This is a genomic window from Carnobacterium gallinarum DSM 4847 (genome assembly GCF_000744375.1).
Classification (GTDB): domain Bacteria; phylum Bacillota; class Bacilli; order Lactobacillales; family Carnobacteriaceae; genus Carnobacterium; species Carnobacterium gallinarum.
Map to the genome: position 1 here is coordinate 298,470 of NZ_JQLU01000003.1, position 23,423 is coordinate 321,892.

A 23,423-nucleotide genomic window follows, 5' to 3' on the forward strand; every position below is an offset into this window, starting at 1 on the left:
ACAACTAATTTCAAAAAAAGACACAATCCTTAGATAAGATTATGCCTATACTTACTATTTTTATCCTAATAATGAGCGATACAATTCTTCAATATCAGCTAAACTAGCCGCACGAGGATTTCCTCCAGTACAAACATCTGCCAAGGCATCTTTTGCAATTGCCGCTAAATCATCAGCCTTGACTCCCAATTCAGAAATAGTTTGAGGGATACCTACATCTTGCCCTAACTGTTTAACCGCTTTAACAGCTAACTGGCGAACTTCAGTAAGTGGCAGATCAGCTGCATTTTCAATTCCCAAAGCTACCGCTATCTCACGGTATTTTTCACCAGTAAACTCTTGATTGAAGTTCAAAATAGTTGGCAATAACGTTGCACAAGCAACACCATGTGGCACGTTGTACCAAGCACTTAAAGGGTGAGCCATCCCATGAACTAACCCCAAGCCGACATTTGAAAAACCCATTCCAGCAACATATTGAGCTAGAGCCATATCTTCACGCCCCTTTTGGTTGCCAGCAACCGATTCTCGCAATGAACGTCCAATGATTTCGATAGCTTTTAGATGGAGCATATCCGTTAACTCCCAAGCTCCTTTAGTAATAAAACCTTCAATTGCATGTGTCAAGGCATCCATTCCTGTTGCTGCACACAACGCTGTTGGCATTCCCATCATCATATCGCTATCTACAAAAGCAACTTTTGGAATATCATGAGGATCCACACAAACAAATTTACGCTGTTGATTTTCGTCAGTAATCACGTAATTAATCGTTACTTCAGCAGCCGTTCCTGACGTTGTTGGAACGGCTAATATTGGCACACTAGGATTTTTCGTGCCGGGCTCACCTTCCAAACTTAGAATATCTTGATGTTCCGGATTCGCTACAATTACTCCAATAGCTTTTGCTGTGTCAATAGGTGAACCACCACCAACTGCTAAAATATAATCGGCATTCGCCACTTTAAAGGCAGCTACCCCCTTACTCACAATCTCCATTGTTGGATTAGGAACAATTTCTGCAAACACTTCATAGCTTTGCTGCTTTTGATCTAATAAATCAGTCACTTTAGTCGCAACCTTAAACGTTAGTAAATCTTCATCTGTAATTACTAAGGCTTTTTTAAAACCACGCTTCGCAATTTCTGTTGGAATCGATTGAATGGCTCCTTTGCCAAAATAAGCTGTTTCATTTAAAATCATCCGATGGACCATTTATCATTTCCTCCTTGTACATTCATTCACATTATAAATCAAAAACTTGCGTTAACTCTATTGAATTTGGACTATTGTCTAAATTCGTTTCCATAATATCAGCCATATACAGCCACCATTTTTGATTAATTTCTGTTGTAGCCGTTTGACTCCAAAGACTTTCATCTTCAATTTCCAGATAGGCAAACAAAGTACTTGTCGCTTCATCCAAGAAAATTGAGTAAGTCTGAGCCCCATACTTCACTAACATTGCTTTCATCTCAGGCCAAAGAACATCGTGTCTTTTTTGATATTCCACATGACAATCTGGATAAATCTTCATTTTAAACGCTTTTTTAATCACATTAGAAAGCCTCTCTTTCATAAAGTTAAGAGAGGCAAAATTTTGCTACCGCAACTGCCCCTCTCTTTTACCGATTTTAAATATAATGATAAAGAAACTCTGATAACGCCAAAACTGTTAAAGATTGACCATACGGCATCTCCGTAATACGAATATCTTTATAGAATTGTAAATTATCTCCCATTCCAGTACCAACTGAAACCTTTGCAACTGCACCGTTCTCATCAATTTCATTTAGCAGACCTAGAATGGCTTTAGTTGCATTCACTTCATATTTTTTATCAATATAACGTTTACGAACAGCTTTCAAAATACCATAAGCAAATGCAGCTGTACAAGAAGCTTCTTCATATGAAGTTGGATCATTTAATAACGTATGCCATAAGCCATTTTTACTTTGACAGTCAGCTAACGCTTCGATTTGATGGGTTAACGTAGCCAGCAAAAATTCCCGTAAAGCATCCCCTTTTTTTAAATCAAGAATATCAATTATTTCAGGAATTGCGATTGTAATCCATGAATTTCCACGTCCCCATAGTGCTTCTGCGTAATTATGATTTTCTTCAAATGTCCAACCATGGAACCATAATCCTGTTTTTGAATCGCACAAATATTTTGTATGGAGCATAAATTGATAACGAGCTTCTTCAAGATACTCTGGTCTGTCTAATAATTTGCCAATTTTTGCCAAAGGTAGTACTGTCATCATTAACGTATCATCCCATAATTGTTCCACATTTTCAGGTCCATACGTGATATGCTCTAAACCATTTTCTTTTGTTCGTGGCATATCGTACATAACCCATTCCGCCCAATCTTCAAGGTAAGGCAAATAGCGTTGGTCTTTTGTATCTTCATAAAGAAAGGCCATTGTTAATAACGGTGCCATCGTATTCACATTTTTAGGTGGTGCTCCAATTTCAAATTGATTTTCAAACCAATCTGTTACTACTTTTAAGGCTTTTGGATCTTTTGTCATTTGCCAGTATTTATAAATGCCATATAATCCTACTCCTTGTGGCCAATTCCATACATGCCAACTTTTATCGTCAACAATCACACCATCAAAATTCAATAAAAATTCGCCGCTATCATCTTTAATTGTTGTTAGATTTTTCATGAGTAAGTCAATTGTTGCAGTTATATCCTTCTTAGGAATAACAACGTCTTTATGCGCTAATGTTTCTGCCATTTTCAAATCCTCCTCTATCTGAGTGTTAGTTTAAATACCCTAAACGTGGTGTCACACCAAATGCTTTGGCTAAATCCGACAATTGCTCATCGTTAATCGTCTGCTTCACACCACCTTGGGCTTGAACATACGTATATATCTCGGCTGCTTTTTCTGCTGTTTCAATTAAACCAAAAACTTCATCCATATCACGTCCAGCACCATAAATACCATGATGAGGCCATAGAACTAAGCGAAATTCATTCATTTTTTCAGCAGTTGCTAATCCAATTTCATTCGTTCCAGGTACAAGCCAAGGAATAATTCCAACACCCTCTGGGAAGACAACTAAACATTCTGTACACATTTGCCATAAAGTACGAGTAAATTTTTTTTCATCTAATTCATGTGTAAACGTCATAGCTAATAAATGACTCGCATGATTATGCATCACAATTCGATTTTCAGGATCAATTTTTAAGCGGGAAATATGAGTCATAAAATGTGCGGGTAGTTCGCTAGTAGGCACTCCACCATCATCAAGTCCCCATAATAATTCAACGGCCTTGCCATCTTTTGTGACTCGGAGAATTCCAAGATTTTCGCTAGGTGCCATTGCAACATTCTTAAAATATTTACCTGATCCTGTTACGATAAAGTAACGTCCAACTAATCCACTGCCATCAAATTGCATTGGAATGGTTCGCAAACTATCCGTGACATCTAAAAAAGGCGTCACTTCTTCTTCCGTTAACAAATAAGAAATATTCCCACCATTTCGCTCATCCCAACCTAAACGGTATAAATTCGTAGTTGTTGCCATCATTTCTTTTACAAATGGCGCTTCTAAAATCGCAATTTTTTTCATCTATTTCATTTCCTCCTAACGTTTTAATAACACATCTTTTTCATATTTTTTCACTTCTTCTAACCAAGATAAACCAACCGGCACACCTTTAGATGCACAATAATAATTCCAAATCGCTGCAAAAGGATAATCTTTCAGCTCTTCAATAACGGCTAACCTTGTTGTGAAATCACCTTTTAATTCGCTCTCTTTTAATGAATCAATCGGTTCAAGCATCGCTTTTAATAACGCCTTCTGTGTATTTCTAGTCCCAATAACCCAAGCCGCAACCCGATTGATTGTCGCATCAAAGAAATCTAACCCAATATGCGTTTTCCCTAGCAAATTAGACCGAACCAATTCACGACCAATCTCCATCAACTCATCATCCATAATCACAACATGATCACTATCCCAACGAACTGGACGACTAACATGCAACAAAATCCCTTCACTAAATAATGACACAGAAGACAACTTATTTGAAATGACTTCTGTTGGGTGGAAATGTCCCGCATCCATACAAATTAGTTTATTTCGAGTTAATCCGTATCCCATATAAAACTCATGCGAACCAACTGTGTACGCTTCTGCACCAAGTCCAAATAACTTACTTTCAACAGCATCAACTGTATACGTTGAGTCTAATTCTTCACTAAAAATAGCATCCAAAGACTCCATTAAACGTTTCCGTGGTGCTAACCGATCAATAGGATTGTCTTTATATCCATCAGGAACCCAAAAATTATTCACTGAAACTTGTCCTAATTCCTTGCCAAAATAAGCAGCAACTTTACGAGCGCGTCGGCCATGCTCAATCCAATAATCACGAACAGCTTTATCTGGATGAGCTAAAGTAAAACCATCCTTAAACATTGGATGTGAGAAAAAAGTTGGATTAAAATCTAAACCTAAACCTTGTTCCTTTGCCCAGTCTACCCATTTAGTATAATGTTTTGGTTCAATCTGATTTAAATCAACGGCTTCATCTGTATCCAGATAAATCGCATGTAAATTCAACTTATGCTTTCCTGGAATCAACGAGTAAGCTTTTTCCAAATCTTGACGCAAATCAGCTGGGGTCTGAGCGGCACCAGGATAATTCCCTGTCACTGAGATACCACCTGTCAGTTCACCATTTGGGTTTAAAAAGCCTTTTACATCATCACCTTGCCAACAATGCATCGAGATTTTGACAGCATCCAATTGAGTTAATACAGCTTTTGTATCTACACCAACTTGAGCATAGGCTGCTTTTGCAACTTCATATTGTTCTTTGATTTGTTCATTCATTTAACTAAGTTCCCTTCTTGTAGAAAATCTTGATAATTACTCACGATTTCAGCTCGATTTAGTTCTGGTAAATAAGTGCTTATCTCAAAAGAATTCGCAATTAAATCACGTGCTTCAACTAGATTAATTAATGCTTTTGTCGTCATCATTTGCACGACAATATTTCCAATTGCCGTTGCTTCTGTTGGTCCTGCTTTGATAGTTAATCCTGTTACATCTGCCGTTAGTTGATTTAATAATTCTGCATTTGAACCGCCACCAACAATCTGAATCGTAGTTAGATCTCGACCGATTTGTCGTTGAAGCTGCTGAATTTCTTTTCCATAATACAAAGCTAAATTATCATAAATACAGCGAGCCAATTGACCTGGTGTTGCGGGAACTTTTTGATTTGTTCGTTGGCAGTAGTCTTGCAATGCTTCCACCATATTATTGGGCTTTAAAAATTCTGATGCATTTACATCAATAAAGGTTTGAAACCCTATTTCAGTTTTAGCCATCTCACCTAATTGGGCAAAACTAAATTGATCATCATAGTTTCTAGCAACTTCTTGAATCAACCACATTCCCATAATGTTTTTTAAAAATCGAATTGTTTGATAGCCACCTAATTCATTTGTATAATTCTGTTGCTGACTTTCATTTGTGGCAATTGGTTGGCATTCTTCGGTTCCCACTAATGACCAAGTCCCGCTACTAATGTAGGCCCAGTCCTGTCCTTTTCCAGGAGTACCAATCACCGCTGAAGCTGTATCATGACTAGCAACAGTAATAAAAGTTGCTTTAGGTAAATCAAATGCAGAGAATTTCTCAGTCGTTAACTCTCCTAAAATCGTTCCTGCATCTACTAATCGTCCCCATTGATTCAAATTAGTACCCGTCAATGCTAATAACTCTGGGTCTAATTCTTGGGTCTTTTGATTTATTAATTGAGTTGTAGAGGCATTGGTCCGTTCTAACACTGCTTCTCCCGTAAAAAAGAAACCTAAGTAATCGGGAATTAATAAAATTTTATCCGTTTTTGCTAAAAGCTTTTGATCCTCAACAAATAATTGAAATAATGTATTAAAGGGCTGTAATTGAATACCTGTTTTTTGATAAATAGCTTGAAGTGACATCTGTTTAGCGACTACATCCATAGCCTCTTTTGTTCGCTCATCACGGTAACAAATTGGATTTTGAATAAGTTGTCCTTGATCATCTACTAAACAATAATCAACCCCCCATGTATCAATTCCAACAAAACAATTTAAAATTCCCATTTTTTTAACTTTTTCTAAACCAATAAGGATTTCTTGGCTAAGCCGATGGATATCCCAATGGTACTCTTGTTCAAAATACAGAGTATTTTTAAAACGATGAACTTCTTCTAACTTTATTTTCTCATCTTCTAAACAGCCCATCATTAACCGACCACTCGAAGCACCAATATCAATTGCAATATAGGTAGCTGTCATTTTTTGTTTCACTTCCTTTATTCCTTCTAATTTTGACTATTTCTATACTTTTTTGTGAATAGAAAATTATTAAATTTCACTATTTACATTTTATCTTTCTAGCTGTTATACTCTACTTATCAACCTTACTCTTAAATTGTAATCGTTAACAAAAAAGGATACAACACATTATTTTGGCTTATTATTATACAATCTTGTTTTATTTAGTTCAGTTTTCAACATGTAGAAAAAATTAACTTATACAACTGAAAGGAAGATACATTTGTCAAAATATTGGGAAAAAGCAAGTCATTCTTGGACGAAAGATTCCATCCGTTCAATTAATACCCCTTCAAAAAAAAGTCGTGAAATGTTTTACTATGTTCAAGAAGTTGGTTATTTTAAAGCAGCAAAACCTTATTACACAGAGCGTGAAAATCTTCCATCCTATCTAATGAAGTTTACTTTATCTGGTAAAGGAACCTTAAAATATGCAGATAAAACCTATACTCTTGAAAAAGGAGATCTCTTTTTTATTGACTGTATGGATTATCAACACTACTATACCGAAAGCGATGAACCTTGGGAAATGGACTGGATTCACTTTCAAGGTCCCAACGTGGATAAATTTTATCAAGAATATTTAAAAAATGGCACGCATTGCTTTCATACAGATTCGCTAAGAATTCATGAAATCATCTTACAAATACTTTCTTTACAAACCCATACCAATGCTCGAACAGAGTATGCTATTTCAGTTAAAATCCATGAATTATTAAACGAACTAGTCATTCAAAAAAATCAATTAACCTTTGAAGAAGAAGATATTCCTGATTATATTCAGAAACTCCAAATTTTTTTAGATGAGCATTATCGTGAAAAAATCACCTTAGACTTTTTAGAGAAAAAATATATGGTGAATAAATATCAGTTAAATAAAGAATTTTCTAAGTATATTGGTGTACCTCCAAATGATTATTTGATTACCAATCGAATCAATCGTTCTAAAAATTTACTACGTTTCACCAATGCATCCATCAATGAAATTGCTTATGAAATTGGTATTGAAAATGTTCCATATTTTTGCCGTTTATTCAAAACTAAAACAGGAATGACTCCTGTAGGATTTAGGAAAAACGGCTAAAAATACTGATAAAATCACTTGTTTTAAACAATGATTTTATCAGTATTTTAGTTTCTAAAACTGTAGTTCTTGAATCATTTGTTCAACATGCTTTCTAGCAGAAATCATATATGCTTCACTGGTTTCTTCCAAAATCACGTGAATATAAGGTTTTTCCCTAAGCAAAATTTTAACAAAAGCTGCAATATTCATTATTCCTGTACCAACTGGAACGATCTTCAATTGATTGTCCTCAATGATAAAGTCCTTTAAATGAATGGCAATAATTTTATCACCAAAGCTAGCAAACGCCTCTTCAATTAATTCAATTTGTTCTAGATAGGTGTCATTTGTAATTAAATTAGTCGGATCTAAAATAATGCCTAAGTTCTTCGAGTCCACTGCTTGAATCAACTCTGCCGTTTTAGCAACTGAGTAAATTGGATGATTTAAACCCGGCTCAATTCCCACCAATAATCCATAATTAGCTGCACATTCAGTCATATATTCAACCGATTGGACTACCTCTAAAAAAGCTTGTTCAGTAAAGTTTTCCGTGGTATAACGAATATCTGGATAAACCCCACCTGTTTCTGTAGCAACAATTCCTGCACCAAAGTCTCTAGCTACTTTCAAATATCCATCGAACTTTGCTAATAATCGTTGACGCTCTGCTAAATCTGGATGAATCAGATTCACATAACAACTTAATACTCCAACTTGTACATCTTTTTCAGCTAATTTCTTGCAAAAATAATTTCCCATTCCAGGGGTAACATTCTGTTTTTCACTTGGTACATTAGGAAACGAAATTCCCAATGCCAACTGAATACTTTGAATCCCTGTTTGTTTTACTCGTTCCGCTAACTCTTCAATTGTTTTTACTGTTCCAATATCATGTCCTCTAACAGCTATATTTAACATCTTATTCCCTCCATTTTTTAAATAATCATCCTCCTAATCAGTACCATATAAAAATGCTGGATGCAATGAAACTAGTTTTTTACAATATAGGATAAAGTCCTTTTACTAAGCTGTTTTTTTAGTCAAAAAAAGCTTCATACTCTTGCTTTCCTCCTATAAAAAACTAAAGATAAGACTGCCTTTATTTAGCAAGATTGTGCAACAATTTACCAAAAATGTGTGATGCAATCCCAAATATTTAATTCTATACTTTTACTATAGTCAGTTTTGTACTCTCCATTAAATCGAAATGTGAGCGCTTTATATCTATCTCGAAATGGAACCAAAAGTTGAACTATTCTAAACCTACTCTACTTACTTATCGACTTACACTTTAACTAAAAGGAGTTTTATTATGAAAAAAAACAGATTAAAAAAATTGGGTTTTGCTCTTGGATTAAGCTCGCTTTTATTTCTCACGGCTTGTAGTACTAAGGTTGCAGAATCAACAAATTTAGATGAAAAGATCATACTGCGTTACGCCTATGCTAGTAATAGTCAGCCAATCATCGATTCAATGAATGAATTTGGACGACTTGTATCCGAAAAAACAAAAGGTCAAGTTGAAATTGCTTACTTTCCTGATGGTCAATTAGGCGGGGAAAGAGAACTGATTGAGTTAACTCAATCTGGTGCTGTTGACTTCACAAAAGTAAGCGGTTCCGCATTAGAAAGTTTCTCTAAAAAATATTCTATTTTCTCTGTTCCATATTTATTTGACAACGAAGCGCATTTTTATCGAGTGATGGACGATCAAACCGTGATGGAGCCTATTTACCAATCAACAAAAGATTTAGGATTTGTTGGATTAACGTATTATGATTCTGGGCAACGTAGCTTTTATATGGTAGATAAACCGATTACAACGCCAGCTGATTTAAAAGGTAAAAAAATCCGCGTCATGCAAAGCGAAACTGCTATCAAAATGGTAGAACTTCTTGGCGGATCTCCAATTCCAATGGGCAGTGATGAAGTCTATACATCGATGCAATCAAACCTAATTAATGGTTCTGAAAATAATGAATTTGTTCTAGTCACCGCTGGTCATGGGGCCATTGCGAAATACTATTCTTACGATGAGCATACCCGTGTACCCGATATTGTGATTATGAATGAAGAAACATTAAGTAAACTATCAAAAAAACAGAAAGAAGCGATTTATGAAGCTGCAGCTGAATCCACAAACTATGAAAAAAAAGTCTTTAAGAAGGCTGTTGAAAAGGAAAAAACTGAAGCCACTGAAAAGTACGCTGTTCAATTCAATGAAGTAGACAATCAACCTTTCCAAGAGGCCGTGAAGCCACTTCATGAACAATTTGCCAACAATCCAGACTTTTCAGAATTGTTTACAATTATTAAAAATCATCGCAATCAAACTAAATAGATAGGAGAACCCATAAATGAACACAATCAAAAAAAACTTAGATCGTTTTTTAGAAATTATCGTTAGCTCTATTTTAAGTGTGATGCTACTTGTTGTTATTTGGCAAGTAATCAGCCGAACCGTCTTGAAAAATCCCAACACCATTACAGAAGAATTTGTTCGTTTTAGCCTCGTTTGGTTTGCAATGCTGGCTTCTGCCTATGTTGTGGGCAAGAAAAGTCATCTATCAGTTACTTTGTTAAGTGACAAATTAATAGGTAAAAGCAAATGGATACTAGAAGTAATTGTTGAGCTTCTTTTTCTATTATTTGCAGCAATTATTATGATCTACGGCGGAGTAAATGCAGTTAATTTAACTATGCAACAAATCTCACCATCTCTAAGTATTCCAATGGGCTATATTTATCTATCCGTTCCAGTAGCAGGCTGTTTAATTATAGTTTATAGCGTCTTAAATTTAATTGAATTAGCTAAAGGAGCAAAGTCACAAACTTAATCATGCATTGAAAATCGAGAAAGTAGGTTAAATAAATGGAACTACAAGCAGGTTTAATTTTATTAATTGTTTTTATTATTTTATTAGTTGTTGGAATGCCGATTGCGATTAGTATTGCAGTCGCTTCAATGTCTACGTTGTTATTAGTGATTCCATTTGATGTAGCAACTTTTAGCTCCGCGCAAAAAATGGTCGGCAGTATCAATAGCTTTTCTCTAGTCGCCATCCCCTTCTTTGTTTTTTCTGGAATTATTATGAATAATGGCGGGATTGCCCAAAAGCTAGTTAACTTTGCACTGTTATTTGTTGGACGAATTCCAGGTGCCTTAGCCCATACAAACGTTATTGGAAATGCTCTTTTTGGTTCTATTTCTAGTTCCGCAATTGCTGCTTCTACTGCAATTGGCGGTGTGTTAGTTCCTCAACAAGTGAATGAAGGCTATGATCGAAAATTTGCTACAGCAGTGAATATCGCCTCAGCCCCAACAGGAATGGTGATCCCACCAAGTACTGCCTTTATCATGTTTTCCTTAGTTGGTGGCGGCGCTTCGATTTCAGGACTTTTCTTAGGTGGCTATCTAGTAGGTGCATTATGGTCAATTGGAATTATGATTGTTGCATTTGTAATTGCTAAAAAAAGAAAATACCCTACAGTGACTAGATCAGCTGATACAAGTGTGAAGAAAGTTCTAATTGAAGCTGTTCCAAGTGTCTTATTAATTTTTATTATTATTGGTGGAATTTTAACCGGTATCTTTACTGCCATTGAAGCTTCCGCGATTTCAGTAGTATATGCTTTATTTTTAGCATTATTTTACTATAAAACCGTTAAACTAAAAGATTTACCAGCTATGTTAGTTCAAGCTGTTCAAATGTCTGGAACGATTATGTTCTTACTAGCAACGTCATCCATGATGTCTTTTGCAATGGCTTTTACCGGAATTCCACAAGCAATTAGTACTGGTATTTTAGGCTTAACTGATAATCCAATCGTTATTTTACTACTGATTAATTTGGTTTTATTGTTAGTTGGAATGTTTATGGATGTCGCTCCCGCTATCTTAATATTCACACCAATCTTTTTGCCCATTGTTACCAGCGTTGGAGTTGATCCCGTTCACTATGGTCTATTTTCGATTATGAATTTATGTGTTGGTTCAATTACACCACCAGTTGGAACTGGACTTTATGTCGGAGCCAGTGTCGGCAAAGTAAAAGTAGAACAAATGTTAAAACCTATGTTGCCTTTCTATGGCGTTATATTATTTGTTCTCTTTCTCATTACGTATTTCCCAGCCATTGTTATGTGGCTACCTAATTTATTCGCATAAATAAAACGGACACTAGAGATTACTTTCTATAATCTCTAGTGTCCGTTTTTTATGGATCTGTCTTAATATGAAAAAAAGGGAGCTATTTTCTAAATCATCTGAAAACAGCTCCCTTTTATCCCCCCTGAAAAAATCAAGGACAGGACCAAAAAGGTTATTCAAATATAGAAACAGATGTCAATCCAAAGTTTTTAACTTCTTTTTTTATTAAATTAGATAGCACTATCTTTTTAGTGAATTGCGTTATAATAGCATTAAATAACACTTATCTAATATTTAGTTTGAATATATTATTTTGTTAAAAACAGCTTAATAAAGTTAATTCAGCAATTAATAACTATTCCTTCTATACCAACATTGTATTTAATTTAAAATTTCAGATACTCTTTTGCATGATAGGAGTCTTTTATCATTGTGCGAATCAGGCACAAGCGAGTGAATTCTTTTTAAAATTAATCGAGAATAATTAAAACTAATAGCTAACCACGTGCAACACTTATCATTCTATTTTAAATATTAAAATCACTATTGTATTTTATTAATTTAAAAGATACACTATTATATAGGTATAGCTATCTGAAATTGCAACTTAAAATATAATCACGGAGGTGAATTTTGAAAAAAATTATTCTATTATGTGCTACACTTTGCCTTTTAACCACAACTGGGTGTTTAAAAAAAAGCGATTACAGCATTGCAAATTCTAATAAAAAAGAAGCTAGTTCAAACAATATAGATTCAAAAAAATTTAAAATTATAGACTTAGTTGAATACGATGATTACTATTTATTACTTTTAAATAATACTTTGTCGATACAAACCGTTGATGATGAAAAAAGAATTGATTCTCAATTTTCTCTAGAAAAAAAGTTTATTAATAAACAAACTCTAAAAAAAGGAGAGTTAATTACTCTTAATTTTAAAAAAGGTAGCGTACTGGAACAAAAGATTTATCCCTCGATTATCGATGGGGAATTAGTTAACATTTCAATCTCAACGCCTTAGCTATTAAAAAAATGAAGCAACTAAAAGGAGAAAAAATGAAAACAACAAAAAATAGTTTAATGATTTTAATTATTGGGCTTAGTTTTATAATCCCAACTGTCGCATCTGCAAATTCAGAAACGCTCTTAGTAGAACCAGAAATTAATCCAGTTAGCAATACTCAAAAAAATGCTAAAAGTATTAACATCGTTGAAGCTCCCATTCGAGTAGGCGATTTAGATGCGATAGATTTTGAACTTGAACAAATCTATAAGAAATATTATGAAATGTATCCAGAATCAGAAAATTCTAATGATCCTATAACTTTTTACGATGTTGAAACTGGACAAGAAATAGATCCAATTGAGACTATTGAGCCAACAATCTCATCAAGATTAGCCATGACTGCGGTAAATGCTAAACAAACTCCGTATCTATCAACTGCTAATCTCCATATCTATTGGCTTAAACCAAATAATAAAGCTTTTGTTGCAACCGGTTCAGGTTTTTACGTTGAGGGCAATAACGTTGCAACAGCAGCGCATGCATTATACAATAAATCCGCTGGTGGATGGGCAACATATGCTTCAGTTGCTTTTGGTAGAAATTCCGCAACCGATTACTCATCGGTATACTGAAACAAATAATTTTACACTTTTACAGGAATATATCAATAATCCTGTAGTCAGTATGTTTGATATCGCAAAAATCGGTGGAACGAATTGGGCAAAATATGGCATTCCAGCAAGACCTTTAGTTGGAACTACAATTAATAAGTTCACTGCATCTAATTACGGTTATCCCGCTGAAACAGGACATACAGGATTTAAACAGTATGTCACAAGTGGTACATTTGAATATGACGCCAGCACACGTATGTATAAAACCACTAACACTTTTTCCAAAGGCGGAATGAGCGGAGGTCCACTAAATACCAACGGTGTTATCGGTCTCCTGAGTGGTGGCAACGCTACTACAGATTACTTCGTACCAATGTACCAAGCTTATATGGATTTTTTAAGAAAATAACTAACTATGTATGCCCCTCAGTCGAGGGGTCTTTTTTTATTCACAATATCCGTACTTGCGACCAAAAGTATTGTTAGGACCTGCATCCGCATAAGCAACATAACGTTGTTTACCGTCCTAGCCGGTTAATTTCAGCCATACCAATCCGTCACTCCACACAACTTTATGATATTTAATACCTTGCCCAACTGCTTGCCACTCAACAATTTTAGACGCTTTTGTAGGGCTATCTTTAACCTAATTACGTTCAGTTGCATACATAGTTCCGTTTTCATTATATGAGCGTGAAAAATTAACAGCTGGAGGCATTGAAGGACTTTGTGCAGTCGCAACACAGGCGGTTTACGACTAACCATGCTACTGTTATGCCCAAAACTCGTCACAATCGCATTACAAGCTGCACCAATTTTATTCAATACTTGATTAAGATCGTTCGCATTCGAGATGAAACCAAGCTCAATTAACAACATATGCCCTTTGTATTCTTAATAACAAATAGCCCGTCTCCCACTTTTGCCCCTCGATTAGGTATTCCAGAAATTGCTGCTAGCTTAACTGATACTTCAGCAGCTTTTGCCATACCTGCAGCATCTTTACTATAAGCAAACACTTCCACACCCGCCGCCACAGGTGTTGCTGCATTCAAATGAATTGATAAATTCCAGTCATCATTACCAGGAATAGCATTCACTTTAGCGACGATTTTATTCAAATTATCATTGACGCTAACTGCAGAATCATCTGTAGTGTTCGTTGCACCTATCAACTGAACAATTTTGTTGTTATAAAGTCGTGCTACTTCTGCCTCTTTGCGTTCGTTCCCTACTACGCCTGGATCAATTCCGCCATGACCCGCATGTGTTGTTTTAATACTCATTATTTATCATCATTTCCAATTGTGCTATTTTTTTAATCCAATTCCCAAGCAGGTTATTAGATGCTGCAATACAGGAAGCTAGAGAAATAAATGCAGACTTCGGAAGGATCCTCCATCAAGAAGATTTCATTTTTATTAATAACATCACAGGGGAATCTTACAGCATTCCTTATTTAAATGTTGTAATGAAAAAAATATCAAGCCGCTGCAATGTCGATATACATCCTCACAAATTAAGACATTATTTTGCTAGTCAAGCTGACATTTCCGGAATTTCAAAAAGAGTTACTGCAGATTTGTTAGGTCACAAAAATATAAGTACAACAGATTTGTACATTCATTCTGACGATGAGAGCAATAAAGATTCAGCTTTTCTAATGAACCGGATTCTCTCAAATCAATAAAAAAAGCAGGGGGGATAAAAAGATTTTCTCGTGAAAAATCTCGCCTTTATCCCCCCTGCTATTCTAATTTAATCGGATTATTTCGGTTTCTGATTTTGCAAATCCTTTTAAATCCAACGATTAAGTTCTAATGATTTCCAATAAATTTCAATCTTATTTAATCAATTCGTAAATAGCATCTGCATAAATAATTGCAGCGTTGACTAAATCATCAACAGCCATAAATTCATCGGTTTGGTGCATTGTGTCAATACTATGAGGGAACATTGCGCCATACGCCACGCCACGTTCTAATAAACGTCCATATGTTCCGCCACCAATTGTTTGTTCCTTACCTTTTTCACCAGTATGTTTTTCATAAACATCTAGTAATGTTTTTACCAATGGATCATCCGCTGGCACATAGTGTGGCAACTGAGCTTTTCCACGAGTTAATGTTACACCAAACTCAGAGAATTTGCTTGTTAAAGCTGTTTCAATTTTTTCAACTGTCACCCCTTGTGGGAAGCGGAAGTTTAAGGTAATTGTGCCACCTTCTTCAGGTGTAAATGTGAAGACGCCAGGATTAACGGTTAGGTCACCCATCACTTCATCCACATAGTTTAAACCTAATAAATTCCCACGAGAATCATCATGTAACGAATTAGCTGTAATTGCTAAATAATTCTTCGCATCGCCACCAAATGAATAACTATTTAAGAAAGTTGCTAAGAATGTTGCGGCATTAATTCCGCCTCTAGGCTCCATACCGTGAGCTCCTTTACCAACAACATCAAGCGTTACTTTATTGCCATCAACCGTACATGTTCCAGAAACTGGATTTTTTTCAATAAATTCAAAGAAATCTGCTTTAATTTTATCTGCTTCATCACTAATAAAGACTGCTTGAGCATCCTGAGGAACCATATTTTCACGTAAACCTGCATTAAAGCTGACTAATTCATTCGCTCCACCTTGATTATTGCCACCAAAGTTTAAATAAACAGATAAAATTCCTTTTTCACCATTGATAATCGGAAACTCTGCATCAGGTGAGAAACCAAAATCAGGTTTTTCTTCTACAGCTAGATAGTGATCCATACATTTCCAACCACTCTCTTCATCCGTACCAATAATAAAGCGAACACGTTTAGAAACAGGTAAACCTAATTCTTTAATGATTTTAAGCCCATAATATCCAGCCATTCCTGGTCCTTTATCGTCACTTGAACCACGAGCATAAATACGTCCGTCTTTGACAATTGGGTCAAATGGATCATGACTCCAACCTGTTCCAACTGGGACTACATCTACATGGGCAAAAACCCCAAGTGTTTCATCGCCAGCACCATATTCAATATGTCCAGCTAAATTACCAACATTTTTAGTTACAAAACCATCACGGTCACCAATTTCTAAAAATTTTAATAACGCTTCTTTAGGACCCGGTCCCACTGGAGCATCCTCTGTTGCCTTACTATCATCTCGCACACTATCAATGCGTAGTAATGTAAACAAGTCAGCAAACATATCGTCTTTGCGGGCTTCTACTTCTTTTTTCCAATCGATTCCCATCTAAAAACACTCCTTCATTTTATAAATCTCAACACTCTTATCATATCAATATTTCAAGAATTTTGCCAATAGAATCTCATATTTTAATTAGCTACCATAAATCGAAAAAAAATGATTTATACAATTAAAATTCCCTAATAAGACTGTCACCAAAAGTGAAAAAAATGTATAATGAAGTACTAGTTCACAAAAAACGAGTTTTATTTTCATTTTTGATAACTACTCGTGCAAATTCATAGATTTCATTCTATAATGGTAGGGAAGAATCAATTTTATCTGGAGGCGTAAAAAATGAAGCAACTCGATCAAAATATTGTTCAAGGAATTTTACCAAAACGAAAAAATGAAAGTTGTAAAACAAACTACGGACGTGTCCTCTTAATCGGTGGGAATGAAGAGATGGGTGGTGCAATTATTATCGCTGCCAGCGCTACTGTCTACAGTGGAGCCGGTCTTGTGACAGTTGCTACTCATCCAACAAATCACACCGCTCTTCATGCACGACTGCCAGAAGCAATGGTGATAGATGTTTACAACACTGAAAAACTAATTATGCAAATTCAAAAAGCAGATGTTGTCGTGATTGGTCCTGGTTTAGGCGTCAGTAAAAAATCACTAGAAATCCTAACGACTACCTTAGAAAATATCAATAAAACTCAACAATTTATTATTGATGGCTCAGCAATTACTTTAATGTCACAGGAACAATTAAAAACACCAAATACAAAAGCAATCTATACACCACATTTAAAAGAGTGGCAACGTCTAACCAAATTAAAACCGGAAGAACAAACAAAAGATTTAAACAATCATTATCGAAAACAATTAAACGCTACTGTTGTATTGAAAAAACATCACTCAGAAATTTATTTTGAAGATGAAGTTTGGCAAAATATCGCTGGTAATCCAGCAATGGCAACAGGTGGTATGGGCGATACTCTAGCTGGAATGCTAGCTGGTTTCTTGGCTCAATTTCCAAATCGTAAAACAGCTATTTTAGCAGCTGTTTTCTTGCATAGTTATATTGGCGATCAATTAGCTAAAAATCAATACGTAACACTTCCAACCCAAATTATTGAGTTAATACCTAAAACAATGAAAGACTTTGCTACTAAATTTGATTTTTAACTAAATGAACTCTAAATCAGACCAACTATTTTCTATAAATAGTTGGTCTTTTTTTTATAAATCTATACTTAACACCAATTTTAATAACGTTTAATTTTTTATTTACAAAAAGCATTTACAAACATACGTTCTCGTGATATTCTATATATATAGTTTAATAATTTTATTGTCTATTATTAGTAAAACTATAAAATCAACTAAAGTGAGGTATTTCAAATGAGTCAACGAATTGATTATTATAAGGTTGCCCCAGATGCAATCAAGATTATGATGAATATGGAAGGATACTTAGGAAAACATGTTACATTAGATAAAAAACTAATGGAGCTTGTAAAAATTCGAGTATCACAAATCAACGGTTGCGCCTTTTGTCTAATGATGCATACTGCTGAAACACGTAAATTAGGCGAAACGGAACAAAGAATTTATGGCTTAAATGCGTGGAAAGAATGTCTTTTCTATTCAGAACAAGAACGTGCTGCCTTAGCATTGGCAGAGGCCTTAACGCAAGTATCCATGCATGAAATCTCTGACAATTTATACGAAGCCACTCGCAACCATTTTGATGAAAAAGAATACACAGATTTAATCTTCCTCATTACCCAAATCAACTCTTGGAATCGAATCGCGATTTCTATGGGTGTGCAAGTCGGTAACTAAAATTTAAGAGCCTAATCAACAGTTTCTGTTGATTAGGCTCACATTCTATTTATATTCAGTCAAAAGTTCCAGTTCAGCTTCTGTCAGTGGACGATACTCTCCCAAAGCTAATTGTTCATCTAACTTTAGTGGGCCCATTGACAAACGTTTTAAGTAGATAACCTTCTGTTCGACTGCTTCAAACATCCGTTTTACTTGATGGAATTTCCCTTCATGAATCGTGATTTTAATTTCAGATTGCTGTTGTGCATCATCAACTTCAATAATTTCTAATTCTGCTGGTTGACAATTAAAGCCATCCTTTAATATAATTCCCATCTTAAATCGATCTTGCTGTTCCTTTGTCACAATTCCTGAAATTGTCGCTTGATAACATTTATCTACATGTTTTTTAGGGGACAATAAATTATGTGCTAGCGTACCATCATTCGTAATCAATAACAGGCCTTCCGTATCTTTATCCAACCGACCTACTGGGAATGGACCAACTAACTGCTCTTCAGGTTGTAACAATTCAATTACTGTTTGGCTCACATTATCAATCGTTGCACTTACAACACCTTGAGGCTTATGCATCATCAGATAAATAAATTCCTGATACTTTACAGCTTCACCTCTAACATAAACCGTATCTACATCTGGTTTTACTTGTTGTTTTCCATCTTTAGCAATTGTATCGCCAATCATTACTTGCTTACCCTTAATTAAGCCTTTGACACCCTTTCTTGTACCAAAGCCTGTATGGGCCAAAAATTTATCTAAACGCATTTTACTTAGCTCCTCCGTCACAAGTATCATTTTCTTTTTATTTATAAACTAACTACTAGTAAGATTCTATTTTGCATTTAATTCTCACTATAAAAAACTAGCAAGCGTCTTTCAAATACTCACTAGTTTATTGCTCTTTATTTAATTCGTAATCTTCTTCTTAATCCTGCCACTCTAGCTCCAATCAAACGATCCGCTAAGCGGGTTTTTAAAGCTAAATAAATATACGTATATCCGCCGAAAACTGCTGAAACAACTGTTACAACTAAAGCTAATTCACGACTTTTTGGTGGAATTACTAGATAACAGGCTTCACGAACTATAATAGTCGCTACAGCCATAATCAACGTCATTAAACTAATTAATACAATTCGTTTTAAAACAAACCTGACATTAAAGCGAGTCAACCTACGCAATGTCCATGCCAACATTAGTGACGTTACACAAAAGCCAAAAATAGTTGCATACAAGGCTCCCTGTGCTTGGAATAATTTAACTAAAGGATATTGAACAATTCCCTTTACAGCCACACCAATAACTAAAGCAAAAATAGCATAACGATTTTGATTCATTGCTTGTAAAATCGCCGATAAAACTGTAAATAATCCTAAAACAATACTCATATAGCAAGAAATTTGTAAAATCATTGTTCCTAAGTCACTGTGCTGATAGAACACGGTATAGAGAGGTTCCGCAACAGCCGCCATTCCAATCGCTGCTGGAAACATAACAAAACAAAACAACTGAATATTTGTAGATACTTGCTTACGAACATCTTTAATTAAGTTTTTTGTAAATGCTTCAGTAATTAAGGGTATCGCTGTAACAGCCATCGAAACTGCAATGGAAATCGTAATCATAATCAACTTATTCGCATTAAAAGCAAACACTGCAAATAATTCCCGTGCCATAATTTGAGTACTATTGGATGTACTCAAGACAATTTTTTCAAAAGTATATTGATCAATCAATTGAAAAAATGTAATTCCTGAACCAATAATCACAAAAGGAATCGCTTCTTTAATCATTTCTATTAGGATTTGATTCGTTGACACGTTGACTTGATCTAAGCTATTTGCAGCTAAAAGATCTAAGCGCGGTTTTTGTTTTAGCCAATAATAGCCTAACGCTAGTAAACTAAAGATAGCTCCGATAAAGGCGGCAAAGGTGGAAGCTGTTACTGCCGTTACCATTTTTCCATTAAAGACTTGCATTATCAAATACACTGCAGCTAACATAAAAATAATTCTTGCAATTTGTTCGATTAGCTGTGAAATCGCTGATGGTGCCATCTCTTGGTATCCTTGAAAGAAACCTCTAATTAAGCTCATTCCAGGAATGACTAACAATGCCCAACTCAGAGAACGTATGACTTGAATCTGATCAGCTTCACCAACACCAATAACCGGAGCAAATAAATACATAATTAAAAAGAAAATGACCCCCGTGACAATCATCAAGCCCATACCCTTTTTAAAAAGTTTCCGCCCTGTATTGTACTCACCTAAGGCATTATAATAAGAAACTTGTTTCGCAATCGCCGATGGTACACCTGCTGTAGCAATCGTTAAAAATAACGCATAAGGAGTATATCCTAATGCATACAAACCATTGGCCGCTTTAGCAGTTGCGCCGCCACCCATCCAAGCCATCCATGGAATAATATAAATAGCACCTAAAACTCTTGAAAAAATACTTCCCGCAGTCATCCATGCTGAACCACGAATCATTTTCTCTTGGGCACTCTTTTCTTCAACTACTGCTTCTTCTATGTTGATTGGAGCATTTGGCATTCTATTTAAACCTACCCTCGTTATATATTGTCTTTCTCTATTTTACTTGTTAATCGAAAGGGTTGCAATCCATTCTAGAAGATTTCATCAGACATTTAAGAAAAATTTAAAAGAGCATCTGTCTACATTTCAAAATTAACTTGAGTTTAGAATACTTTTGGCTAACTTCATCTATTTTTTCCCTCATTAGAAAGACATTTAATAGTCAATTTCTAATTCTTCCACAAAACTAGCAATTCCAGCAATCATTACTTGAGTTCCAACTGATGATTTTTCAGCTAAAACTCGTACTAAACCCGGGCGTCCCATTTCATTTCCTTGTTCAATAAATAAAGAGACCTTTGTTTCATTTTGGGCAATCTGTTCCAAATAGTAAGCCCCCATGACCCCCGAAGCCGTTCCTGTAACAGGATCTTCCGTCGTACCAGAAAAACTACTAGAAAAATGCCGACCATGTAAATCTACCTGAAAATCATACGTTTCTAATGAAAATGGATGAACTGATGCGTAAGGATTATCTACTAAAATTTCAGAAAACCGATGATTTTTGGGCTTCATTTTTTCAAAACTGCTTAACTTTTTAATTGGAACTAACAATGTCCATACACCTGTACTTCCATAAAGAATCGGATAACGTAAATCCAATTCTTCCATTGTAATTCCAATCGCTTCACACAAATCCTTCACCTCTCCAATAAAAGGTAAAAATCTTGCTGAAGCTTGTTCCATTAATAACTCTTCTGTTTTTTGCTGATAACGAACAGCCAAAACACCTGCTTTAGTTTCCAAATAAAAGAGGTCTTTCTTTTCAATTTTTTGAATAATTCCCCAAACAGCAGCCATCGTTCCATGTCCACATAAATCCATTTCATGACCTGGGGTAAAAAATCTTATACGATAGTCCGTTTCTTTTTCTTGTGGCGGCAATACAAAAGCCGTCTCATTAAATCCAACCTTTTTTGCAATAGTTTGCATCTCTTCAGTAGTTAAATTCTCACCACCAAAAACAACACCAGCTGGATTTCCTTGATTAGCCACTCGACTAAATACTTGATAATGACTTACTTTAATTTTCCCCATCGATTTCCCCCCTATCTTATTATATATCTCACTTTATTTAACAAAAAGTCATTCTACTTTTTAAGAATAGAATGACTTTCTAACAGCATTTTTTACTTGCTACCTTTCGTAAAAAGACGATAACCGGTTAACATAGTCGCAATTAAACATAATCCAAATGATACCATAAACGTAACATGCATGCCATGAACAAATAGCTCTGGCTGTTTGTCCAAATAAGTCGTAACTTTAAAACCTGCCTTAGCACTCATCGCCCAATACAAAATCGTTGTGGCAAATGAAATTCCAAACACCATTCCTAAATTTCGCGCCAAGGAATTCATACTTCCTGCAATTCCTAATTGATTTTTAGGTACCGAAGACATCACAATGGCATTATTAGGCGACTGGAATAAAGCATTAGCTAAGCCCATTAAAGCTGTAATCCCTACAAAAAGGAAAAGATTCGTTTGTCCATCAATAAAAATATACGCCAATTGAACAATTGTCGAAAGCGCCAATCCAGCAAACGTTAAAACTTCTGCGCCAATTTTATCTGACAAGCTTCCACTAATCGGTGCAGCAATAACCATCACCATCGGAAAGACCATTAATAATAATCCCGCATGACTAGGAGATAACGCCAAAGTTCTTTGTAAATAAAAAGGCATCATGACATTAAAGAAAAAATTCGTAATAAAAATCAAAAAAGCACAAAATAAACTAATTGAAAACAAACTATTTTTAAATAAGCTAAAATCTACAAGTGGCAACTTAACTCGCTTTTCAACTCGAATAAAGAAAATAAAACTAACTAAAGCCAATCCAAATAATGATAAAATTAACGGTTTTTCAAAGCCCATTTCTTGCCCCATAAAAATGCCAATAAACAACGATCCAATAAAGACTGCAAATGTGAAAAATCCTTGATAATCAATTTTTGTCTTTCTAAAATGTAAATCTGGCGGCAAAACGCGCATGCCTAAAACAATCGTGATTAACCCAACTGGAACATTGATTAAGAATATCGATGACCAACCTAAATGAGCTAATAAAACACCACCGATACCTGGTCCCGCAATACTTCCTAACGAAACAAAAGAGCCCATCAATCCAAGAGCTTTTCCTCGTTCTTTAATCGGAAAAATTTCTGTAATAATGCCATAATTGGCTGCCATCGTCATACTTGCACCTAATGCTTGAATCACTCGAGCAAATAATAAGAAAGCTAAATTAAATTCAAGACCACACAAAAGTGAACCAAGAACAAAGATAAACGTGCCCCAGCGAAAAACGCGAATTTTTCCAATTGAGTCAGCGATTTTCCCAAATAATAAAATTAAAATACAAATCGTAATTAAGTAAACTGATACAATCCATTCTGATTGATTCATCGGTACATTTAATCGCTCTGAAATAACAGGAATTGCAATATTTACAATACTTCCATCCAAAGTAGACATAAAGGTAAACAGTCCAACAGCCACTAAAATCAGCCATTTATTTTTTTGTACTTTAGGATCCATTTGATAGCTTTTTACAACTTCACCCATCTAATTCCTCCT

The 23,423-nt window shown here is 35.2% G+C and carries 23 protein-coding genes; 10 read left to right on the forward strand and 13 right to left on the reverse strand.

Annotated elements, in window-relative coordinates; all coding sequences use genetic code 11:
- Positions 1-60: 60 nt before the first annotated feature.
- The 6 genes from fucO to rhaB form a co-directional block, all read right to left on the reverse strand.
- Positions 61-1,215, reverse strand: a complete 1,155-nt coding sequence (fucO, locus tag BR43_RS02345) for a lactaldehyde reductase (RefSeq protein ID WP_034559050.1) — start codon at positions 1,213-1,215, stop codon at positions 61-63.
- A 31-nt stretch (positions 1,216-1,246) separates the two neighbouring features.
- On the reverse strand, positions 1,247-1,558 hold the full coding sequence (gene rhaM / locus BR43_RS02350; RefSeq protein ID WP_034559052.1) for an L-rhamnose mutarotase: 312 nt from the start codon (positions 1,556-1,558) through the stop codon (positions 1,247-1,249).
- Positions 1,559-1,634: 76 nt separating this feature from the next.
- Complete coding sequence (bglB, locus tag BR43_RS02355) at positions 1,635-2,750, reverse strand: beta-galactosidase BglB (protein WP_034559055.1); 1,116 nt, start codon at positions 2,748-2,750, stop codon at positions 1,635-1,637.
- A 25-nt stretch (positions 2,751-2,775) separates the two neighbouring features.
- Positions 2,776-3,597, reverse strand: a complete 822-nt coding sequence (gene rhaD, locus BR43_RS02360; RefSeq protein ID WP_034559062.1) for a rhamnulose-1-phosphate aldolase — start codon at positions 3,595-3,597, stop codon at positions 2,776-2,778.
- A 15-nt stretch (positions 3,598-3,612) separates the two neighbouring features.
- Positions 3,613-4,869, reverse strand: coding sequence for an L-rhamnose isomerase (gene rhaA / locus BR43_RS02365; RefSeq protein ID WP_034559063.1), 1,257 nt, complete (start codon positions 4,867-4,869; stop codon positions 3,613-3,615).
- Positions 4,866-6,326, reverse strand: coding sequence for a rhamnulokinase (rhaB, locus tag BR43_RS02370; RefSeq protein WP_034559226.1), 1,461 nt, complete (start codon positions 6,324-6,326; stop codon positions 4,866-4,868). Before rhaB ends, rhaA begins: the two co-directional genes overlap by 4 nt.
- 262 nt (positions 6,327-6,588) lie before the next feature.
- Between rhaB and BR43_RS02375 the strand changes: the two genes are divergently transcribed.
- Positions 6,589-7,449, forward strand: coding sequence for an AraC family transcriptional regulator (locus tag BR43_RS02375; RefSeq protein WP_034559064.1), 861 nt, complete (start codon positions 6,589-6,591; stop codon positions 7,447-7,449).
- 54 nt (positions 7,450-7,503) lie between these two features.
- Here the strand turns inward: BR43_RS02375 and BR43_RS02380 are convergent, their stop codons facing one another.
- Entirely contained in the window at positions 7,504-8,352 is an 849-nt protein-coding gene (locus BR43_RS02380; protein WP_034559065.1) for a sugar phosphate isomerase/epimerase family protein, read from the reverse strand.
- A gap of 394 nt (positions 8,353-8,746) precedes the next feature.
- Here BR43_RS02380 and BR43_RS02385 point away from each other — a divergent pair, with 394 nt between their 5' ends.
- The 6 genes from BR43_RS02385 (at position 8,747) to BR43_RS02410 (ending at position 13,615) form a co-directional block, all read left to right on the forward strand.
- Positions 8,747-9,775 (forward strand): TRAP transporter substrate-binding protein, encoded by a 1,029-nt coding sequence (locus BR43_RS02385; protein WP_034559066.1) that lies wholly within the window; start codon positions 8,747-8,749, stop codon positions 9,773-9,775.
- A gap of 82 nt (positions 9,776-9,857) precedes the next feature.
- A complete protein-coding gene (locus BR43_RS02390; RefSeq protein WP_425393627.1) occupies positions 9,858-10,271 on the forward strand; it encodes a TRAP transporter small permease in 414 nt (137 codons plus the stop codon).
- 35 nt (positions 10,272-10,306) lie between these two features.
- Positions 10,307-11,602: a TRAP transporter large permease gene (locus BR43_RS02395; protein ID WP_034559071.1), complete on the forward strand. Its 1,296-nt coding sequence runs from the start codon at positions 10,307-10,309 to the stop codon at positions 11,600-11,602.
- 615 nt (positions 11,603-12,217) lie between these two features.
- Positions 12,218-12,607, forward strand: a complete 390-nt coding sequence (locus BR43_RS02400) for a hypothetical protein (protein WP_034559073.1) — start codon at positions 12,218-12,220, stop codon at positions 12,605-12,607.
- A 35-nt stretch (positions 12,608-12,642) separates the two neighbouring features.
- On the forward strand, positions 12,643-13,224 hold the full coding sequence (locus BR43_RS02405) for a trypsin-like serine peptidase (protein WP_034559075.1): 582 nt from the start codon (positions 12,643-12,645) through the stop codon (positions 13,222-13,224).
- Complete coding sequence (locus BR43_RS02410; protein WP_034559079.1) at positions 13,169-13,615, forward strand: hypothetical protein; 447 nt, start codon at positions 13,169-13,171, stop codon at positions 13,613-13,615. Before BR43_RS02405 ends, BR43_RS02410 begins: the two co-directional genes overlap by 56 nt.
- Before the next feature lie 460 nt (positions 13,616-14,075).
- On the opposite strand, the gene BR43_RS02420 is transcribed toward BR43_RS02410, so the two are convergent.
- Positions 14,076-14,492 (reverse strand): N-acetylmuramoyl-L-alanine amidase, encoded by a 417-nt coding sequence (locus BR43_RS02420; RefSeq protein ID WP_034559084.1) that lies wholly within the window; start codon positions 14,490-14,492, stop codon positions 14,076-14,078.
- Positions 14,493-14,599: 107 nt separating this feature from the next.
- Here BR43_RS02420 and BR43_RS20700 point away from each other — a divergent pair, with 107 nt between their 5' ends.
- A complete protein-coding gene (locus BR43_RS20700) occupies positions 14,600-14,896 on the forward strand; it encodes a tyrosine-type recombinase/integrase (protein WP_425393628.1) in 297 nt (98 codons plus the stop codon).
- 153 nt (positions 14,897-15,049) lie between these two features.
- On the opposite strand, the gene pepV is transcribed toward BR43_RS20700, so the two are convergent.
- On the reverse strand, positions 15,050-16,450 hold the full coding sequence (pepV, locus tag BR43_RS02425) for a dipeptidase PepV (RefSeq protein WP_034559092.1): 1,401 nt from the start codon (positions 16,448-16,450) through the stop codon (positions 15,050-15,052).
- A 291-nt stretch (positions 16,451-16,741) separates the two neighbouring features.
- Between pepV and BR43_RS02430 the strand changes: the two genes are divergently transcribed.
- Positions 16,742-17,578, forward strand: coding sequence for an NAD(P)H-hydrate dehydratase (locus BR43_RS02430; protein WP_034559094.1), 837 nt, complete (start codon positions 16,742-16,744; stop codon positions 17,576-17,578).
- Between the two features lie 216 nt (positions 17,579-17,794).
- Complete coding sequence (locus BR43_RS02435; RefSeq protein WP_034559096.1) at positions 17,795-18,238, forward strand: carboxymuconolactone decarboxylase family protein; 444 nt, start codon at positions 17,795-17,797, stop codon at positions 18,236-18,238.
- A 45-nt stretch (positions 18,239-18,283) separates the two neighbouring features.
- Here BR43_RS02435 and BR43_RS02440 read toward each other — a convergent pair whose 3' ends face one another.
- From BR43_RS02440 to BR43_RS02455, 4 genes are all read right to left on the reverse strand, one after another.
- The gene (locus BR43_RS02440; RefSeq protein ID WP_034559098.1) at positions 18,284-19,006 is read right to left on the reverse strand and encodes a pseudouridine synthase; all 723 of its coding nucleotides are present in this window, start codon (positions 19,004-19,006) and stop codon (positions 18,284-18,286) included.
- A gap of 137 nt (positions 19,007-19,143) precedes the next feature.
- Positions 19,144-20,799, reverse strand: coding sequence for a putative polysaccharide biosynthesis protein (locus BR43_RS02445; RefSeq protein ID WP_034559100.1), 1,656 nt, complete (start codon positions 20,797-20,799; stop codon positions 19,144-19,146).
- A 198-nt stretch (positions 20,800-20,997) separates the two neighbouring features.
- Positions 20,998-21,879 carry a PhzF family phenazine biosynthesis protein gene (locus BR43_RS02450; protein ID WP_034559102.1) on the reverse strand — a complete coding sequence of 294 codons (882 nt, stop codon included), beginning with the start codon at positions 21,877-21,879 and terminating at the stop codon, positions 20,998-21,000.
- A gap of 92 nt (positions 21,880-21,971) precedes the next feature.
- Entirely contained in the window at positions 21,972-23,411 is a 1,440-nt protein-coding gene (locus BR43_RS02455) for an MFS transporter (RefSeq protein WP_034559104.1), read from the reverse strand.
- Between the last annotated feature and the right edge of the window lie 12 nt (positions 23,412-23,423).

What these genes read in the sequence shown, in the direction of transcription:
- BR43_RS02430 (WP_034559094.1), top strand. Translation starts at nt 16,742, where the DNA reads ATGAAGCAACTCGATCAAAATATTGTTCAAGGAATTTTACCAAAACGA.
- BR43_RS02385 (WP_034559066.1), top strand. Translation starts at nt 8,747, where the DNA reads ATGAAAAAAAACAGATTAAAAAAATTGGGTTTTGCTCTTGGATTAAGC.
- BR43_RS02420 (WP_034559084.1), bottom strand. Translation starts at nt 14,492, where the DNA reads ATGAGTATTAAAACAACACATGCGGGTCATGGCGGAATTGATCCAGGC.
- bglB (WP_034559055.1), bottom strand. Translation starts at nt 2,750, where the DNA reads ATGGCAGAAACATTAGCGCATAAAGACGTTGTTATTCCTAAGAAGGAT.
- BR43_RS02390 (WP_425393627.1), top strand. Translation starts at nt 9,858, where the DNA reads ATGCTACTTGTTGTTATTTGGCAAGTAATCAGCCGAACCGTCTTGAAA.
- rhaB (WP_034559226.1), bottom strand. Translation starts at nt 6,326, where the DNA reads ATGACAGCTACCTATATTGCAATTGATATTGGTGCTTCGAGTGGTCGG.
- BR43_RS02445 (WP_034559100.1), bottom strand. Translation starts at nt 20,799, where the DNA reads ATGCCAAATGCTCCAATCAACATAGAAGAAGCAGTAGTTGAAGAAAAG.
- BR43_RS02410 (WP_034559079.1), top strand. Translation starts at nt 13,169, where the DNA reads ATGCTTCAGTTGCTTTTGGTAGAAATTCCGCAACCGATTACTCATCGG.
- rhaA (WP_034559063.1), bottom strand. Translation starts at nt 4,869, where the DNA reads ATGAATGAACAAATCAAAGAACAATATGAAGTTGCAAAAGCAGCCTAT.
- rhaD (WP_034559062.1), bottom strand. Translation starts at nt 3,597, where the DNA reads ATGAAAAAAATTGCGATTTTAGAAGCGCCATTTGTAAAAGAAATGATG.
- BR43_RS02435 (WP_034559096.1), top strand. Translation starts at nt 17,795, where the DNA reads ATGAGTCAACGAATTGATTATTATAAGGTTGCCCCAGATGCAATCAAG.
- BR43_RS02380 (WP_034559065.1), bottom strand. Translation starts at nt 8,352, where the DNA reads ATGTTAAATATAGCTGTTAGAGGACATGATATTGGAACAGTAAAAACA.
- BR43_RS02395 (WP_034559071.1), top strand. Translation starts at nt 10,307, where the DNA reads ATGGAACTACAAGCAGGTTTAATTTTATTAATTGTTTTTATTATTTTA.
- BR43_RS02455 (WP_034559104.1), bottom strand. Translation starts at nt 23,411, where the DNA reads ATGGGTGAAGTTGTAAAAAGCTATCAAATGGATCCTAAAGTACAAAAA.
- pepV (WP_034559092.1), bottom strand. Translation starts at nt 16,450, where the DNA reads ATGGGAATCGATTGGAAAAAAGAAGTAGAAGCCCGCAAAGACGATATG.
- BR43_RS02405 (WP_034559075.1), top strand. Translation starts at nt 12,643, where the DNA reads ATGAAAACAACAAAAAATAGTTTAATGATTTTAATTATTGGGCTTAGT.
- BR43_RS02440 (WP_034559098.1), bottom strand. Translation starts at nt 19,006, where the DNA reads ATGCGTTTAGATAAATTTTTGGCCCATACAGGCTTTGGTACAAGAAAG.
- BR43_RS02450 (WP_034559102.1), bottom strand. Translation starts at nt 21,879, where the DNA reads ATGGGGAAAATTAAAGTAAGTCATTATCAAGTATTTAGTCGAGTGGCT.
- fucO (WP_034559050.1), bottom strand. Translation starts at nt 1,215, where the DNA reads ATGGTCCATCGGATGATTTTAAATGAAACAGCTTATTTTGGCAAAGGA.